The 16,694-nt window shown below is 72.1% G+C and carries 9 protein-coding genes; 8 read left to right on the top strand and 1 reads right to left on the bottom strand.

Annotation, left to right across the window (positions count from 1 at the left end):
• Window positions 1-97 precede the first annotated feature (97 nt).
• On the top strand, window positions 98-736 hold the full coding sequence (locus AC3EO7_RS01810) for a MerR family transcriptional regulator (RefSeq protein ID WP_431968958.1): 639 nt from the start codon (window positions 98-100) through the stop codon (window positions 734-736).
• Here AC3EO7_RS01810 and AC3EO7_RS01805 read toward each other — a convergent pair.
• On the bottom strand, window positions 706-1,380 hold the full coding sequence (locus AC3EO7_RS01805) for an HAD family hydrolase (RefSeq protein ID WP_431968960.1): 675 nt from the start codon (window positions 1,378-1,380) through the stop codon (window positions 706-708). The two genes, AC3EO7_RS01810 and AC3EO7_RS01805, sit on opposite strands and share 31 nt — an antisense overlap.
• Window positions 1,381-1,650: 270 nt before the next feature.
• On the opposite strand from AC3EO7_RS01805, the gene AC3EO7_RS01800 reads away from it, so the two are divergent.
• Genes AC3EO7_RS01800 through AC3EO7_RS01770 form a run of 7 tightly spaced genes read left to right on the top strand, consistent with a single transcriptional unit; the run spans window position 1,651 to window position 16,615 of the window.
• Window positions 1,651-3,378 (top strand): fatty acyl-AMP ligase, encoded by a 1,728-nt coding sequence (locus AC3EO7_RS01800; RefSeq protein ID WP_431968962.1) that lies wholly within the window; start codon window positions 1,651-1,653, stop codon window positions 3,376-3,378.
• Window positions 3,378-8,975: an SDR family NAD(P)-dependent oxidoreductase gene (locus tag AC3EO7_RS01795; RefSeq protein ID WP_435590270.1), complete on the top strand. Its 5,598-nt coding sequence runs from the start codon at window positions 3,378-3,380 to the stop codon at window positions 8,973-8,975. The genes AC3EO7_RS01800 and AC3EO7_RS01795 overlap by 1 nt, the downstream gene beginning before the upstream one ends.
• The gene (locus AC3EO7_RS01790; RefSeq protein ID WP_435590269.1) at window positions 8,972-12,067 is read left to right on the top strand and encodes a type I polyketide synthase; all 3,096 of its coding nucleotides are present in this window, start codon (window positions 8,972-8,974) and stop codon (window positions 12,065-12,067) included. The genes AC3EO7_RS01795 and AC3EO7_RS01790 overlap by 4 nt, the downstream gene beginning before the upstream one ends.
• On the top strand, window positions 12,064-12,843 hold the full coding sequence (locus tag AC3EO7_RS01785) for a thioesterase II family protein (RefSeq protein ID WP_435590268.1): 780 nt from the start codon (window positions 12,064-12,066) through the stop codon (window positions 12,841-12,843). Before AC3EO7_RS01790 ends, AC3EO7_RS01785 begins: the two co-directional genes overlap by 4 nt.
• A gap of 4 nt (window positions 12,844-12,847) precedes the next feature.
• The gene (locus AC3EO7_RS01780) at window positions 12,848-13,864 is read left to right on the top strand and encodes an AfsA-related hotdog domain-containing protein (RefSeq protein WP_435590267.1); all 1,017 of its coding nucleotides are present in this window, start codon (window positions 12,848-12,850) and stop codon (window positions 13,862-13,864) included.
• On the top strand, window positions 13,861-15,507 hold the full coding sequence (locus tag AC3EO7_RS01775; RefSeq protein ID WP_435590266.1) for an FAD-dependent monooxygenase: 1,647 nt from the start codon (window positions 13,861-13,863) through the stop codon (window positions 15,505-15,507). Before AC3EO7_RS01780 ends, AC3EO7_RS01775 begins: the two co-directional genes overlap by 4 nt.
• 1 nt (window position 15,508) lies before the next feature.
• Window positions 15,509-16,615: a cyclase family protein gene (locus AC3EO7_RS01770; RefSeq protein WP_435590265.1), complete on the top strand. Its 1,107-nt coding sequence runs from the start codon at window positions 15,509-15,511 to the stop codon at window positions 16,613-16,615.
• The last annotated feature ends 79 nt before the right edge of the window (window positions 16,616-16,694 follow it).

Raw genomic sequence — 16,694 nt, 5'->3', positions numbered from 1 at the left:
GATCCGACCGGGGCATTCGAGCAGCAACCGGAACTGGTCGCTATCCGTCTACCCGTACACTGGGTCGACCAGAAGTAGCCGCGGACGGGAGGCGGATATGCGTATCGCCGAGTTGAGCAAGGTCTCGGGCGTGCCTGCACCCACCATCAAGTACTACATGCGCGAGGGGCTGCTGTTTCCGGGCGAACGTACCAGCCCGAACCAGATGCAGTACGACGATTCCCACGTGCGACGGCTCAAGCTGGTCCGGGCCCTGATCGAGGTCGGCGGCTTGTCGGTGGCGGCGACCAGGGAAGTGCTGGACAAGATGCACACACCGGGGATGACGGTGCTGGAATCCGCGGGCAAGGCACAGTTCGCGATGTCAAGGCCGCCTGCCGCCGAGCCGGACGAGACGCAGCTGGCCGCGGCTCAGCAGGTCCGCGAACTCATCGCCAAACGCGGCTGGCAGGTGCGCGAGACCAACCCGGCCCGCGGCACGCTCGCGGCGGTGCTCGCCACCCTGGGCAGGCTGGGACAGGAGTACTGGGACCTGCTCGACGACTACGCCGAACTGGCCGAACGGATCGCAGCCAAGGAGATCGACACGCTGTTGCGCCAGCCGAACGCGGAGAGCATGGCCGAGGCGCTGGTCGTCTGGACCGCGCTCGGCGATGCGATGTTCAGCGCTCTGCGCCGGCTGGCGCACGAGGACGCGGCCTCGGCCTATATCGCGACGCCCTCGCCGACGAGCTGACGCACCGCGGCGTCCACCTCGGCGGTCGCGGTCGCGGCGTCACGGAACTGCACCGCGCGCCAGCCCGCCGCTCGCGCGCCCTCGCAGTTCTGCGGCAGGTCGTCCACCAGGACGCACCGCTGCGGGTCGATGCCCGCACGCGCGGCCGCCAGCTCGAAGATCCCGGGATCGGGCTTACGGCAGCCGACCTGCGCCGAGTTCACGATCTCCTCGAACAGCTCCTCCGCGACGACCATCCGCCGCCAGTGCGGCTCCCACGCGGGCGGCATGTTGGACAGCATGCCGACGAACAGGCCGGCGTCGCGGTAGCGCCGCAGCGCGTTCTCCCACGGCACGTTGGCCTTTCGGCCGTCGAACCAGGCGTCCGCGAGGCTGGGGACCTCCGTGTGCACGCCCTGCTTGCGCAGCGCCGCGCGCACCAGCTCCAGCCACTCGTCCTCACTGATCAGGGGCGTGTCCAGCGGCAGCATCATGTCCTCGGTACCGAACGACGCGGTGACTTCCGCGATCGCACGGCGCAACGGATCCGGCGCCAATCCCGTCTTCGCGCAGAATGCGGCGAATGTTTCGGCTACCGGCGGCGTGAGCACTCCCCCGAAATCCGACCAAATGGCGATGCGCTCCCGCGCTGTGTTGCTCGTCACAGTTTTTCTCCGCTCTGTGTTCGGCAATTCTTCGGTGCAGCGGGACCGTATCCGGCACACTGCATCGATCGCCATTACACAAAGGTGACAGTTCCTCCGGACTATTCCTTCCGAAAGATTTCCGTCCGAAAGTGATATGTCTTCCGATCGCGCACGCGTCGCCCTTCGGACCCCGTTCTATGCCTGTCCATTTCATCGCTTGCGCCCGTAATGTCCCTGTTCTGTCGGCACCGTCGTGAGGGGCTGCCGGCTGATAGAGGAGGGATTGCGATGGAAACCACACTCCGGGCTCGAACGCTCGCCGAGGCAATTTCGCAGCGCGCCGCCGACGCTGCCGATAGAATCGCGTACACATTTTTACCGGACGGCGAAAACGAATCGCATTCCTGGACCTTCGGCGAAGTCGAGCAACTGTCCCGCGCACTGGCCGCTCGAATTTCGCAGGACGCCGCGCCCGGCGATCGGGCGCTCATCGTGGCGCCGGATTCCGCGGATTTCGTGCTCGCGTTCCTGGCCTGCCAGTTCGCGGGCGTGGTCGCGGTGCCGGTGTACCCGCCGTTCCCGATCACCTCGCCGCGGCGGGCGCAGACCCTGCGCACCATCGCCGAGGACTGCGGCGCCACCGCGGTGCTGTGCGCCGCGCCCGAGCAGACCCGCGGGCTGCTGACCGAGGCCGTCCCCGAACTGGACCGACTGCGCTGGATCGGCATCGAGGCCGACGCGCAGGGCGCACCGGACTTCGAGCCGGTGCCGGTGACCGGGGCCGACGTGTCGTTCTTGCAGTACACCTCGGGATCGACCTCCGCGCCGAAGGGCGTGGTGGTCACCCACGACGCGCTCATGCACAACCAGGAAGTGATCCGCCAGTCCATGGGTTTCCACCCGGGAACGCGTTTCGTCGGCTGGCTGCCGCTGTTCCACGACATGGGCCTGATGGGCACCGTGGTCCCGGCGATCTACGTGGGCAGCCGCGCGGTGCTGCTGCCGCCGCTGACCTTCGTGCAGCGGCCGATCCGCTGGCTGCGCGCCGTGACCCGCTACCGGGCCACCATCACCGGCGGCCCCAATTTCGCCTACGAGCTGTGCTGCCGCCGGATCCCCGCCGCCGACCGAGAGGGCCTCGATCTCAGCTCGCTCGAGGTGATGTTCAACGGCGCCGAGCCGATTCGCGCGGAGACCCTCGCCAAGTTCGCCGCCGAATTCGCCGGGCATGGCTTCGATTCGAACGCCTTCTACCCCTGCTACGGGCTGGCCGAGTCCACTCTCATGACCACCGGTACGGTCCGCGGCACGGGCGCGGTCACGCTGAGCGTGAGCCGCGACGAACTGGCCGAGGGTCGCGTCACGCCGGGCGCGGATCAGACGCTGGTCGGTTCCGGCCGTGTCTCGTTGCACCGCGAGCTGCTGATCGTCGACCCGGACACCAGGGTCCCCGCGCCCGACGGACAGGTCGGCGAGATCTGGATCGGCGGCCCGGACGCGACGCTGGCCTACTGGGGCAACGACGCGGCCACCCAGGACACGTTCCACGCCGAAACCGTTGCGCCGCAGTCGGGTCCGTACCTGCGCAGCGGCGATCTCGGCGCGCTGATCGACGGCGAGCTGTACGTGGTCGGCAGGCGCAAGGATCTCGTCATCATCGGCGGGCGCAACTACTACCCGCAGGACATCGAGCACACCGTCGAGAACGCCGACTCGCGAATCCGGCGCGGCTGCACCGCCGCGTTCGCGGTCGACCGCGAAGGCGGTGAGGAGCTGATCGTGGTGGCCGAGCTGAAGGCGGACGCCGAGCCCGACGTCGCCGGGCTCACCGCGACGCTGCGCGCCGCCGTCACCGTCGATCACTCGATCACCCCCGCGCGGGTCGTCCTGGTGCGGGCGGGCTCGGTGCCCAAGACCTCCAGCGGCAAGCTGCAACGGCGCGCGACCCGCGCGGCGTTCGAGGACGGCACGCTCGACGAGATCACCTCGCAGGCCGCGACCGAGGCGGTGCGGTGATGAGGTCCACACCCGAGATCGAAGCCTGGCTGATCGCGCGGATCGCCGAGCTACTCGGCGTCGATCCGGCGGGCCTGCCGGTCGACGTACCGTTCGCCGCGCTCGGCCTCTCCTCGATGCAGGCGGTGGAGCTGTCCGACGACCTACAGAGCTGGGCCGGGATCAGCCTGTCGCCGACCTTCGCCTACGACCACCCCAGCGTCGCCGCCGCGGCCGCCGCCCTGGCCGCCGCACTCGCGGGCACGAACGAGACCACCGAGCAGAAGGGATCCGCCGCCGACCCGGCCGATGGCATCGCCATCGTCGGGATCGGCTGCCGATTTCCCGGCGCCGACGGGCCGAAGGAGTTCTGGGACCTGCTCCGCGCGGGCGTGGATGCCATCACGGAGGTCCCCGCGGATCGCTGGGACGCCGCGGCGCTGTACGACCCCGACCCTGACGCGCCGGGTCGAATGACCACCAAGTGGGGCGGATTCCTCGACGACGTCGAGCATTTCGACGCCGGGTTCTTCGGCATCGCGGCCAAGGAGGCCACCAGGATGGACCCGCAGCAGCGCCTGCTGCTCGAGGTCGCCTGGCACGCCATCGAGGACGCGGGCATCGGCCCGAGCAGGCTGGCGGGCACGTCGACCGGAGTCTTCCTCGGCGCGTCGTCGTACGACCACGGCGGGGCGATCCTCGCGCCGGGCACCGAGGTGTCGGCGACAGACGGCACCGGCTCCGCGCTGAGCATCGTCGCCAACCGGCTGTCCTACTGCCTGAACTTGGCGGGCGCGAGCATGGTGGTGGACACCGCCTGCTCGTCCTCGCTGGTCGCGGTGCACCTGGCCTGCCAGTCGCTGCGGGCGGGCGAGTCGGAGGTGGCGCTGGCGGGCGGTGTGAACATCATCGCTTCGCCCAGGGTGGCGCTGAGCTTCAGCAAAGGGCGGCTGATGGCGCCGGACGGGCGCTGCAAGCCGTTCGACGAGCGCGCCAACGGCTACGTCCGCAGTGAGGGGGCGGGCGTGGTGGTACTCAAGACGCTCGACCGTGCCCGCCGCGACGGCGATCGCGTGTACGCCGTGATCCGCGGCGGTGCGGTGAACCAGGACGGCCGGACGAACGGACTCATCGCCCCGAGCCGCCCGGCGCAGGAGCGGGTGCTGCACGCGGCCTACCGCGCCGCCGGCGTCGACCCGAGCCGGGTCGCCTTCGTGGAGGCGCACGGCACCGGAACCGCGGTCGGCGACCCCATCGAGGTCGGTGCGCTGGCGGCGGTGCTCGGTCCGGGCCGCGACCAGGAAAGCCCGCTGCGGGTGGGCTCGGCGAAATCGAACCTCGGTCACCTGGAGGCCGCCGCCGGCGTCGCCGGAATGATCAAAACCGCTCTCTCCCTGCATCATCGGGAGATGACGCCGACCGTCCACTACCGGCGGCCCAACCCGCTGCTCGAGCTGGACCGGGTTCCCGTCGTGGTGCAGTCGCAGGTCGAGGCGCTGCCGGTCGACGCCGAGGGTGCCGCGATCGCCGGGACGAGCTCGTTCGGATTCGGCGGGACCAACGCGCACGTCGTGTTGTCCACCGCGCCCGCGACCGAGCCCGACGAACCGGTCGGCACAACGGATTTCGTGCTCTTCCCGGTGACCGCCCGGTCCGAGGCGGGGTTGCGGCGGCGGGCGCGCGGCTGGGCACGCGCCGCCGAACGTCATCGCGACGATCCGCACTGGATCGCCCGCGCCGCCGCCACCGCCGCGCTGCGCGGCGACCACGACGGGCACCGCGCCGCGGTGGTGGCCCGTGACGTCGACGAGCTGATCGACGGCCTGCTCGCGCTGGCGGACGGCGAACGGGTGCGCGGGGTCTGCGAGCCGCAGGCCCCCGGCCGTCGCGCCAGGCGCACCGCGCTGGTCTTCCCGGGGCAGGGCTCGCAGTGGGACGGCATGGGCCGCGCGCTCGCCGCCGCGCTGCCCGCGTTCGACGACGCGATGCGCCGCTGCGCCGCCGAGCTGGAGCGACTGCTCGGGGTGCGGCTGTGGTCGGCCGAGCGCGGCATCGTCGCGCAGGGCACCGCCCACGTGCCGCCCGCGCTGTTCGCCATGCAGGTCGCCCTGGCCGAGACCTGGCGGGCCTTCGGCATCGAGCCGACGGCGGTCTGCGGGCACAGCATGGGCGAGATCGCGGCGGCGCACGTCAGTGGCGCGCTGTCGCTGGCCGACGCCGCGCTCATCGTGTGCGTGCGCAGCGCCCTGCTCACCGAGATCTCCGGACACGGCGGCCTCGCGCTGCTCGAACTCGATGCGGCGCAGGTGGATTCGGCGCTCACCGAGTACCGCGACCGGGTGTCGGTGGCGGCGGTGAACGGGCCGCGCGCGACCGTCATCTCGGGCGAGCCGGACGCGCTGGACGAGATCGTGGCGCGGCTGGAGGCCGACGGGGTGTTCGCGCGGCGCATCGCGGTGGACTTCGCGGCGCACAGCCCCGCCGTGGAACCGCTGCGGCCCCGGCTCCGGGAGGCCGTGCGCAACATCGCGGTAGGGCAGCCCACCGTGCCGCTGTACTCGACGGTCACCGGCGGCCCGCTCACCGAGACGCTCGTCGATCCCGACTACTGGGCGCGCAACCTGCGCGACACGGTGCTGTTCGACACGGCGATCACCGCGCTGCTCGACGGGGGCCACGACACGTTCGTCGAGATCGCGCCACACCCGGTGCTGGCCCGTTCGCTCACCGAGATCGCGGCCGCGGCCGCACCCGGCGCGGAGGTGGTCGCGGTGTCCTCGGCCCGGCGCGACGAGGACGAGGTCTTCGCATTCCTGCATTCGCTCGGCCTGCTCTACACCCGTGGCGCCGACGTGGACTGGACCCGCCTCTACCAGCCGACCAGTCCGGTGCCGATCCCCTCGCAGGGCTGGAATGCCCAGCGCTACCCCCTGCTTCGCGCCGAGGCCGGGGCCGCCGCCGCGGCGAAGGCCGTGGGCTGGCTCGGGCCTCGCGCGCGGATCGCCACGCACCCCGAGCTCGGTGTGTGGCCGTTGCAGCCGGAGGCCGCGCCGGAACTCGCCGATCACGTGGTGGACGAGGTGCCGGTCATCCCCGGTGCGTACTGGCTCGGCGCGGCCGCGCGGGCCGCCGGTGATCTCGCCGACGGCGAGACGCCGACCGTTGTGCTCACCAACGTCACGTTCGAGGCGCCGCACGTGCTGCTGCCCGGGACGTCGTCGCCGCTGCAGCTGGTGGTCGAATCCGCAGGCGGGCGTTCGGAATTCGTGATCGTCTCCGAGCCGCAGGGCGGTACCGTCACGCACGCGCGCGGCTGGCTCGACCGGGCGGCCGCGCCGCTCACCGATCGACCCGCCCCGGAGATCGCGGAACTGCTGGAGCGGTGCGCCGAGCCGGTGCCGCTCGAGGAGTTCTACGCGCGCCTGGCCGCGAACGGCCTGCACTACGGCCCGGCGTTCCGCGGGCTGACCCAGCTCTCCCGCGGCGGCGACGAAGCCGTCGGAAAGCTCACGCTGCCCGCGTCGCTCACCGCCGACGCGGCGGGCCTGCACCCGGCGTTGCTCGACGCCTGCCTGCACACCGTCGCCGCGGCGGCCGGACCGCGACTGACCGACGCGCTGGCCCTGCCCGCGGGAGCCACCCGCGTGCAGTTCGCCACCCCGGCCGCGCCCGTCACCGAGGTCTGGTGCCACGCCCGGATCGTGCAGTACGGGGAGCGGGATCTGATCGCCGACCTGGTCGTGCTGACCGAGGACGGGCGAGTCCTGTGCTCGGCCATGGACTTCCGGGTCACCACGGCCGAAGCGTCCACCGCCGAGCACGGCAGGCTGTACCGGCTCGCCTGGCAGCCGCTGGAATCCACCGGCGGGCGCGCCCCGCGTGGCAGCTGGCTCGTCCTCGGCGAGGAGCACCCCGCCCTGGCGGCGCTGGCCGAACGCCTCACCGCCCGCGGCGACCGCGTCGTGCGCACCGACGCGCACGACTACGAGGCGGCGGTGGCGGCCGTCGACGAATCCGCCGAAGGGTTGCGCGGCATCATCGACGCGCGGGCCTACGCGAGCGCCATCGAGGACCCGGTCGTCGCGGCGAGCCACACGGCGAACGCGGTGGAGCTGGCCAGGTTCGTGATCGGTCGCACCTGGCGGGAAGCGCCGCGGCTGTGGCTGCTCACCCCCGGCACCCAGCGCGCGGCGCGTCCGGCGCGGCTGTCGGCGGCCAGTCTGTGGGGCGCAGGCCGGGTGATCGCGACCGAGCATCCCGAAGTGGCCTGCGGCGTCATCGATCTGCCTGGCGCGCCGAGCGGCGCCGACGTGGACCGCCTGGTCGCCGTCCTGCGTGATCCGCAGGCGCCGCAGCAGGTTTCGGTCGATCGGGAGGCGCTCGTGCCCCGCTTGGTTCCGGTGCCGCGCACCCGGAGCTCGGTGACCGTCGATCCGGAGCTGTGCCAGGTCGTCACCGGCGGTCTCGGCGCGCTGGGGTTGCGCGTCGCCGACTGGCTCAGCGAGCACGGCGCGCGCAAGCTGCTGCTGCTCGGTCGTTCCGCGCCGGACGCCGACGCCGACGAGGTGATCACCGAGCTGCGGTCGCGGGGCGTCGAGATCGCCGTGGCCGCCGTCGACGTGGCCGACGCCGCCGCGCTCGAGGCGGTACTCGCCGGCGCGGGCCGGATCGGCGGCGTCTTCCACCTCGCAGGCGTGCTGGAGGACGCGGTCGTCGCGGATCTCGACGAGTCGCGACTGGTCCGGGCGCTGGCGGGCAAGGCGCGCGGCGCCTGGCACCTGCACCGGGCCACCCTCGATCAGCCACTCACCCATTTCGTGCTGTTCTCCTCGCTCGCCGGGCTTTTCGGCTCGCCGGGCCAGGGCGCCTACGCGGCGGCCAACACCTACCTGGACGCGCTCGCCACGGCTCGGGCCGCACAGGGACGGCCCGCGCACAGCATCGCCTGGGGTCCGTGGGCCGCGATCGGCCTGGCCGCCCAGGTGGGCAGCGAACGCCGCTTGGCCGCCCTCGGTGTGCCCGCGCTGGAGACCGAGGCCGCGATGGACCTGCTGGAGGCGGCGCTGGCCGACCCGGGCCCGGTCCTCGCGGCGGCCGCCTTCGACCTGCCGACGCTGGCCGGTCCTGGCACACCGCCCGTCGCCCGCGAGCTGCTGGCGAATCTGCTGCCCAGCGGCGAAAACGCGGGCGGCCCAGCCGTACCGGCACTGTCGCTGCACGAGATCGACGATCCCGCCGAACGACTCGAGCTGGTGCGCGGTTTCGTGCTCGCCCAGGTCGCGTCCATCGTCGGGACCACGCGGCCGGTCGACCCCACGGCGCCCTTCCGCGATCTCGGCTTCGACTCGCTGATGGCGGTCGATCTGCGCAATCGCCTGGAAACCGGCTTGGGCCAACGGATTCCGGCCAGCCTGATCTTCGCCCACCCCACCGTAGACCAGCTCGTCGAGGAGCTGGCGCAGCGGATGTTCCCGACGTCGGAGCCCACCCCCGACGCGCCGGCACCGCAGCACGCCCGGCCCGAGATCGACGCGGACCTGGACCAGGCCACCGATGAAGAACTGGCCGATCTCCTGTCGGCCGAACTCGACCTGTCCACCGAAGGGGATGCCCGATGACGACCGAACCGAACGACGACAGGCGCGCGCTACTACGCCAGGCGCTGCGCGAAATCCGAACCCTGCGAGCCGCAGTCGACTCGCACACCGAACCCGCGGCGATCCTCGGCGCCGCGGTGCGGATGCCCTCGGGCATCGACGATCTCGGCGCCTACTGGTCCGCGCTGCGCGACGGCCACGACGCCATCACGCCGCTGTTCGACAACGAGGACGGCCGCCGCACCCTGCGCACCGCGCACAGCAGCCGCTTCGCCGGGCTGCTCGCCGAGGTCGACGGCTTCGACGCGGAGTTCTTCGGCATCTCGGCCGCCGAGGCCGAGCGGATGGACCCGCAGCAGCGGCTAGTGCTCGAGGTCGCCTGGGAGGCGATGGAGGACGCCGGGCTGACGCCCGCCGAGCTGCGCGCCGCGACGACCGGCGTCTTCCTCGGCGTCTACGGCAGCGACTACATGATGATGCAGTTCGCCGACCCGTCGAGCATCAACGCCTACACCGCGCCCGGCGGCGCGCACAGCATCGTCGCCAATCGGCTGTCGTACCTGCTCGACCTGTCCGGTCCGAGCATGGCGGTGGACACGGCGTGCTCGTCGTCGCTGATGGCGGTGCACCTTGCGGTGCGGGCACTGCGCAACCGGGACTGCGACATCGCCTTGGTCGGCGGGGTCAACACGATCCTGTCGCCGCTGTCCACCACCGTCACCGAGAAGGTGCTTCCGCTCGCGCCGGGCGGGCGCTGCCGCACCTTCGACGCGGGCGCGGAAGGCATCGTGCGCGCCGAAGGCTGCGGCATGGTGGTGCTCACCAGGGAATCGCTGGCCAAGGCCGAGGGCAGATCGGTGCGCGCGCTCATCCGCGGCACCGCGGCCAACCACGACGGACGCACCAACGGTCTGACCGCGCCGAGCCCGCGCGCCCAGACCGACCTGCTGCGGCGCGCGCTGCGCGACGCCGCGGCCGCACCCGCCGACGTCGTCTACATCGAGGCGCACGGTACCGGGACGCCGCTGGGCGATCCGATCGAGTTCGATGCGCTGCGCGCGGTGTACGGGGCGGGCGACGAGCCGTGCCCGGTCGGCGCGGTCAAGACGAACTTCGGGCATCAGGAGGCCGCCGCGGGCATCGCGGGCCTGATCAAGGCGATGCTGGTGCTCGAACACGACGAAGTCCCGCCCAACCTGCATCTGGAGCGGCCCAACCCGGAGCTCGATCTCACCGGAACGCGACTGCGCCTGCCGCGCGAGCGCACCCCGCTCGGCGGTGGAACCGGCTCCAAGCTGGCCGCGATCAGCTCGTTCGGCTTCGGCGGCGCGAACGTGCACGCCGTGCTGGCCGCCGCACCGCGCGAGGAGATCGATCCGCACGCGGAAGGCGCTCTGGTGCTTCCTGTTTCGGCGCGCAGCGCGGCCTCGGCGCGGGCGCTGGCCGGTCGGTACGCCGATCTGCTCGCGGCCGCCGACCACGCCACCGCGGCCGAGATCTGCGCGGCCGCGGCCACCCGGCGCGCACATCTGCCGGTGCGGCTGTGCCTCACCGGTGACACGGTCGACGAGCTGGTCGACCGTGCCCGTACCGCCAAGGCGGCCAGGCACATCGGCAACGCGCCGCGGCACCGGACGCTGTTCGTGTTCAGCGGGCAGGGTTCGCAGTGGCCGGAGATGGGCCGCCTGCTCGCCGACGAGCCCATCGCACGGGCCGAGATCGATGCCTGCGACGTGCTCGTGCGCAAGCTGGCCGGCTGGTCGCTGTGGGAGGAGCTGCTGGCGGCCGAGTCCGACACCAGGCTGCACCGCACCGATGTCGCGCAGGTGTGCATCGCCGCGGTGGAGCTGGCGCTGGCCGCGCTGTGGCAGTCGTGGGGCGTCCGCCCCGCGGCCGTCGTCGGGCACAGCATGGGCGAGATCGTCGCGGCGACCGTCGCCGGAATGCTCAGCAGGGAGCAGGCTTTCGAGATCCTGGTGCGGCGGGCCGCGCTCACCGAGCGGCACGCCCGCGGCGGCGCGATGTGCAGCATCGCCCTGCCCGCCGCGGCGGTGACCGAGCTGCTGGCCGGACAGTCCGAGGTCACCATCGGTGCTGTGAACGGCCCGCGCTCGACCGTGATCACCGGACCGGCGCCCGAGGTGCGCCGGATCGCGGCGGAGGCGAGCTCCCGCGGCGCGTCGACCAAGGAGCTGCCGGTCGAATACGCCTTCCACAGCACGCTGCTCGCCACGTGCGCACCGGAATTCGCGACGCACGCCGACACGGTGCGCGCCGCGCCGGGGACCGTCCCGATGTACTCGACCGTCACCGGCGAGCGCGTCACCGCCGAACACCTCACCGGCGCGCACTGGGCGGCCAACCTCGTCGACGCCGTCCTGTTCGCGCCCGCGATCCAGGCGGCGCTGGCCGACGACGCCGCGCTGACCACCGTGCTGGAAGTCGGCCCGCATCCGGTGCTGATCCGCGATATCGCCTCGGCCGCGGGCGAACTCGACCGCTCGGTCATCCTGGCGGCGAGCCTGCGCCGCGACCGGTCCCGATCCGCGTCGCTCGATCACAGTGTCGCCGAGCTCTACCTCGGCGGTCACGACCTGAACTGGTCGGCCGTGCTGGGAGCGCCCAGCGGCCGGGTTCCGCTGCCGCACTACCCCTGGAACCGCAGCAGGCACTGGCTGCCGGAACGGCGCGTCGCCGAGGAGCAGCACGTGCACGCCACCGTCCGCCCGGCGACGGCCAAGCGCAGGCCGTCCGGCCCCGTGGCGCTGACCCGCGCCCACCACGTCGACCGGCCGACCCGGCTCGACGCGCTCACCGGATTCGTGCGGGAACGGATCGCGCGTGCGCTGCGCAAGCCCATCACCGAGATCGACGAGGCGACCCCGATCCGCGACTACGGACTGGAATCGCTCGTGGTGGTCGAGATGAAGAACGAGATCGAGGCCGAGTCGGGCACCGTGGTGCCGCTGGCCCAGCTGCTCGAGGTGCTCGAACAGGGCAGCGCGCGCGACCTGGCCAAGGTGATCGTCGAGGCCGAGTCCGCCGCCGCGCTGAGCGGCGACGAAGGCGGAAGCGGGTCGCTGCTGACGAGCGTCGGCGAGGCGGAGTCATGAGCTCCTCGACGGCAGCGCCGCTGCCCACCGGGCACCGCGGCGTGCTGACCTGCCCACGCCCGCAAGCCAATCCGGCGATCCGGTTGCTGTGCTTCGCCCACTCGGGCGGCAATCCGCGGATGTTCCAGCCCTGGATCGACCAGCTCGCCCCCGCGATCGAGCTGTGGTGGGTCACCCTGCCCGGACGCGGGCCGCGCTGGCGCGAACCGCACGCCAGGCAGTGGGAGCCGCTGATCGCCGACATCACCGAGGCGGTCGTGGCGCACGTGCCGCGGCCGGTCGCGCTGTTCGGGCACAGCCTCGGCGCGCTGCTCGCCTTCGATGTGGCGCTGCGGCTCACCGAGGCCGAACTGCCGCCCGAGCACTTGTTCGTCTCGGCCCGCGCGCACCCGCGGCGACAGTTCGCCCTCGAGCTGCCCGAGGACGACACCGGCCTGCTGCGGCTCGTCGACCAGGTGTACCGCGGCGTGCCGGAGGCGATCCTGAATACCCCCGAACTGGCCGAGCATTTCGCGCCGACGCTGCGCGCCGACCTGATGCTCGGCGCCGACTACCGCTATCGCGGCGCACGCACCCTTTCGGTCCCCATCACCGCCCTCGGCGGCGTGGACGACCCGATGACCCCGACCGAAGAGCTGGCCGCCTGGCAGGACTGCACCACCGCGACGACGCGGTGGCGTCAGTTCCCCGGGGGCCACTTCTACCTCGACGAGTCCGAAGCCGGCGTGCTCCGGACGATCCGCCGCGGTCTCGCCGCACCGATGGGCAAGGAGTGAAACGATGACCGAAACCGAAACCCGGTTCCCCGCACCGCCTTCCACGCTGACCTTCGATCGCACCGTGGCGCGGTCGCACGCGCACCGGCGCGCACTCGGAGAGGTGTTCGTCTCCGACTCGGTCGCCGACGGCGATTCCACCTTCTACACCGCGGTGCAGGTCCCGCGGGCGCACAGCCTCTGGTACGACCGGACCACGGTCTACCACGATCCGTTCGCGATGGCCGAGGCCGCGCGGCAGGGCTCGTTCGTGATCCTGCACCAGCACGTCGGTGTCCCGGTGGGGCTGCCGTTCAGCATGCAGCGCTACGAGTTCGACGTCACCGATCGGGAGGCCTTCCGCGACGACGAGAGGACCCCGTTGCAGGGCGTTCTCCGCTACGAGATCGTCTCGCGCGTGGACCGCAGCGCCGATTTCAGCGACCTGACACTCGCGGGCGATCTCACCGTCGACGGCCGCGTCGCCATGGAATTGAGCGCGGACGTGGTCTTCCTGGCCCGCGCCGACTACGAGGCGCTGCGCGCCTACCAGCTCGGGCGGGTCGCCGCGGGCGGCCCCGACTACACGGCCGCGCCGCTGCCCCCGGCGGCCGTCGGGCGCCGGGATTCGCGCAATGTGGTGATCGGCGCGCCGGTCGCGGTCGGCTCGGCCTGGGACTATCCGCTGCTGCCCGACCGCCGTCACCCCGCCATGTTCGATCACGACTACGACCACGTGCCAGGCCCGTTCATCATCGAGGGCTTCCGGCAGGCCGCGATCGACACCGTGGTCAGGGAAGGCATGCTCGGCACCCCGAACACGATGGTCATGTCCTGCTCGTCGCGTTTCTCGCAGTTCGCCGAGTTCGGCGCCCCCATCGAATGCCGCAGCACGCCACTGGATCCGACGCGGCCCGGCACGGCCCGCGTCGAGCTGGAACTGCGCCAGTTCGACAAGGTCCTCACCATCGGCACGATCGAGCTGGCGGAACTGACCGGTCACGAAGACCCCTTCCTGCACCGAACGGAGCACCAGGCATGAGTGAGACGCTGCACGTGCTGGTGGTCGGCGCGGGGCCGACCGGTCTCGCACTGGCCACCGAACTGCGCAGGCACGGACTGACCTGCCGGATCATCGATCGCGCCGTCGACAGGCCCGCCAATCAGGCGCGCGCGCTGACGATGTGGGACGGCGCCCTCGACGTGCTCGACCGCCACGGCACCGGGGACGCGGTGCGCGCGCGGGGCCTCCCGATGACCGCCGCCCGCTACTTCTCCGGCGGACGTCCCGTCGCGCAGGTGCGTTTCGGGCCGACGACCGGCAACGACGCCGAGCCGCTGATCATCACCCAGCCGTCGGTGGAATCCGTACTCGTCGAGAACCTTCGGGCGCTGGGCGTCCCGGTGGAGTGGCGCACCGAACTGCTGGAGCTGACCGATCGGGGCGAGCACGTCGAGGTGCTGCTGCGCCACGGCGACGACGTCGAACGACTCACCGCACAGTGGGTGGTGGGCTGCGATGGTGCGCACAGCGCGGTGCGCACCCTGAGCGGAATCACCTTCGAGGGCAGCACCTATCCGCAGTCCTACACGCTCGGCGACGGCGTCATCACGGCGCCGGTGCCGCCGGGCGAGGCGCACTACCATCTGCACCCCGACGGCGTGCTCGTGGTCGTGCCGCTGCCGGACGGCCAGGTGCGGGTCTTCGCCGACGCCAGCACCATCGGCGGCGATCCGGACGCCGCACCCACGGTGGATGACTTGCAACAGCTGGTCGACAAGCGCGCGCCCTACCCCATCCGCATCCACGAACTCCAGTGGGCCACCAGGTTTCTGGTGCACATGCGGCATTCGGCCGCCTTCCGGTCGGGCCGCTGCGTGCTGGCGGGCGACGCCGCGCACGTGCACAGCCCGGCGGGCGGGCAAGGCCTCAACACCGGCATCCAGGACGCGGCCAATCTCGGCGGAAAACTGGCGGCGATCATCAGCGGCGGCGCGGACGCCGAGGTGCTGCTGGCCGGCTACGAGTCCGAGCGGATGCCGATCGCGCGCGAGGTGATCCAGGCCGCCGACCGGCAGACCAAGCTGTGGACGGTGCGTTCCCGCCCGGGACGCGCGCTGCGCGACCTGGTGCTCAGCAGCCTGAGCCGCAGCGGGCTGCTGGAGAAGCGGCTGGTGCCCTCGCTGGCCCAGTACGAGCTCGACTACCGGCACAGCCCCGCCGTCGGCAAGCGCGGCGGACGGCGGGCGCTCGGGCGCGCGATTCCGGAGGCGACGCTCGTCGGCCCGGACGGCGCGGGGACCGGGCTGCGCCGGTTGCTCTCCGCGCCGGGGCATGTGCTGCTCGCGGTGCTCGACGCGACGCCGTCGGCCGACGACGCCGGGCGGGTGTCGATGCTGCGCGCGCGAATCAAGGAGTCGGGCTTGCCTTTCCGGCTGCACGTGATCGTGCCCGGCGATCCGTCGGCGACGACCGCGCCCGATCTCGGCGAGGTGTTCTACGCCCCGCCCGGCTTCGCGCCGAAGCACGAGCTCGCGGGCTGCAAGCTGATCGCGATCCGGCCGGACGGCTATGTCGCCGACGCCTCCCCGACGCTCGACCTCGACGAACTGCTCGGCAAGCTGCCCGGCTTCCGCGCACCGCACGGCGTTGTGCCCACCCCGCTCGGACGGAAGGTCTCCTGACATGTGCTCCCCGCAGATCCTCGCCGCCGCCCTGGCCGAGGCGCCGCCGCACGACGACCTGTGCGGCGGACACGGACACCCCGCGGGCGCGCATCACGAGCACGGCGCGCACGCCGGACGCAGCGCGGACGCGCATCATCAGCACAGCGCGACAGCGCATCATCAGCACAACGCGGCCGCGCACCCCGGACACCACACGGCCACGCACCACGAACTCGGTGCGCGGGCGCCGCACGACCGCAGCGCGTCTGCGACGCACGAGCACGGCCGCGGCGCGGCACCCACCGCCGAGGGCATCGGCCGTCGTCGCGCGCTGCGCACCGCGCTGGGCGCCGCGCTCGGCATCGCGGGTGCGTCGGCCGCCGCCGGGGCGATCGGCGCGCCGCGCGCCCAGGCCCAACCGCTGAACCTGAGCGGCTTCAGCGTGCGCGACCTGACCCATGCGGTGGGGCCGGAATTCCCGGTGTTCAACCTGTACGTGCGCCAGCCGGTGCAACGTCAGGTGATGTTCGAGGAGATCATCGGCTTCAACACCGCCGAGTGGACCATGAACGAACACACCGGAACTCACATCGACGTGCCCGCGCACTCGCAGCGCGGCCTGGCGCACGCCGACGCGATCCCGGTGGAAAACCTGGTCGCCCCGCTGTGCGTCGTCCGCATCACCGAGCGCGCGGCCCAGGACAACACCACCGAGCTGCACGTGGAGGACCTGCTCGACTGGGAGCGCCGCAACGGCCGCATCCCCGACGGCGCGTTCGTCGCGATGGACACCGGCTGGTACCACCGGGTCCACGATCCCGCCGCCTACCTGCCCTTCGACCCACTGCGGCTGGCCCTGCTGATCCCCGGCATCGGCCCCGACGCCGCCGAATTCCTGCTCACCGAACGATCCATCGTCGGCTTCGGCACCGACAGCAGCAGCCTGGACGTCGGCACCAGGTTCGAGCCGATGGTGCACCGGATGCTGCTGCGCTCCGGGCGGTACGGCATCGAGAACCTCGCCGCGCTGGACACCGTGCCGGAACGCGGCGCGACGCTCGTGGTCGGCGCCGCGAAGTTGCGTGGCGGCTTCGGCGCGCCGGTGCGGGCGCTGGCCTTCGTCTGATTGCTGTTGCCGCTCTTGGCAACCCGCCGTAGCATTCCAGATAGATAGCAGCACTATCCGTAGTGGATAGTTCGACTCT

Source organism: Nocardia sp. bgisy118 (assembly GCF_057708605.1).
The sequence above is the reverse complement of the archived record's forward strand: the minus strand, read 5'-3'. Positions and strand labels throughout refer to the sequence as shown.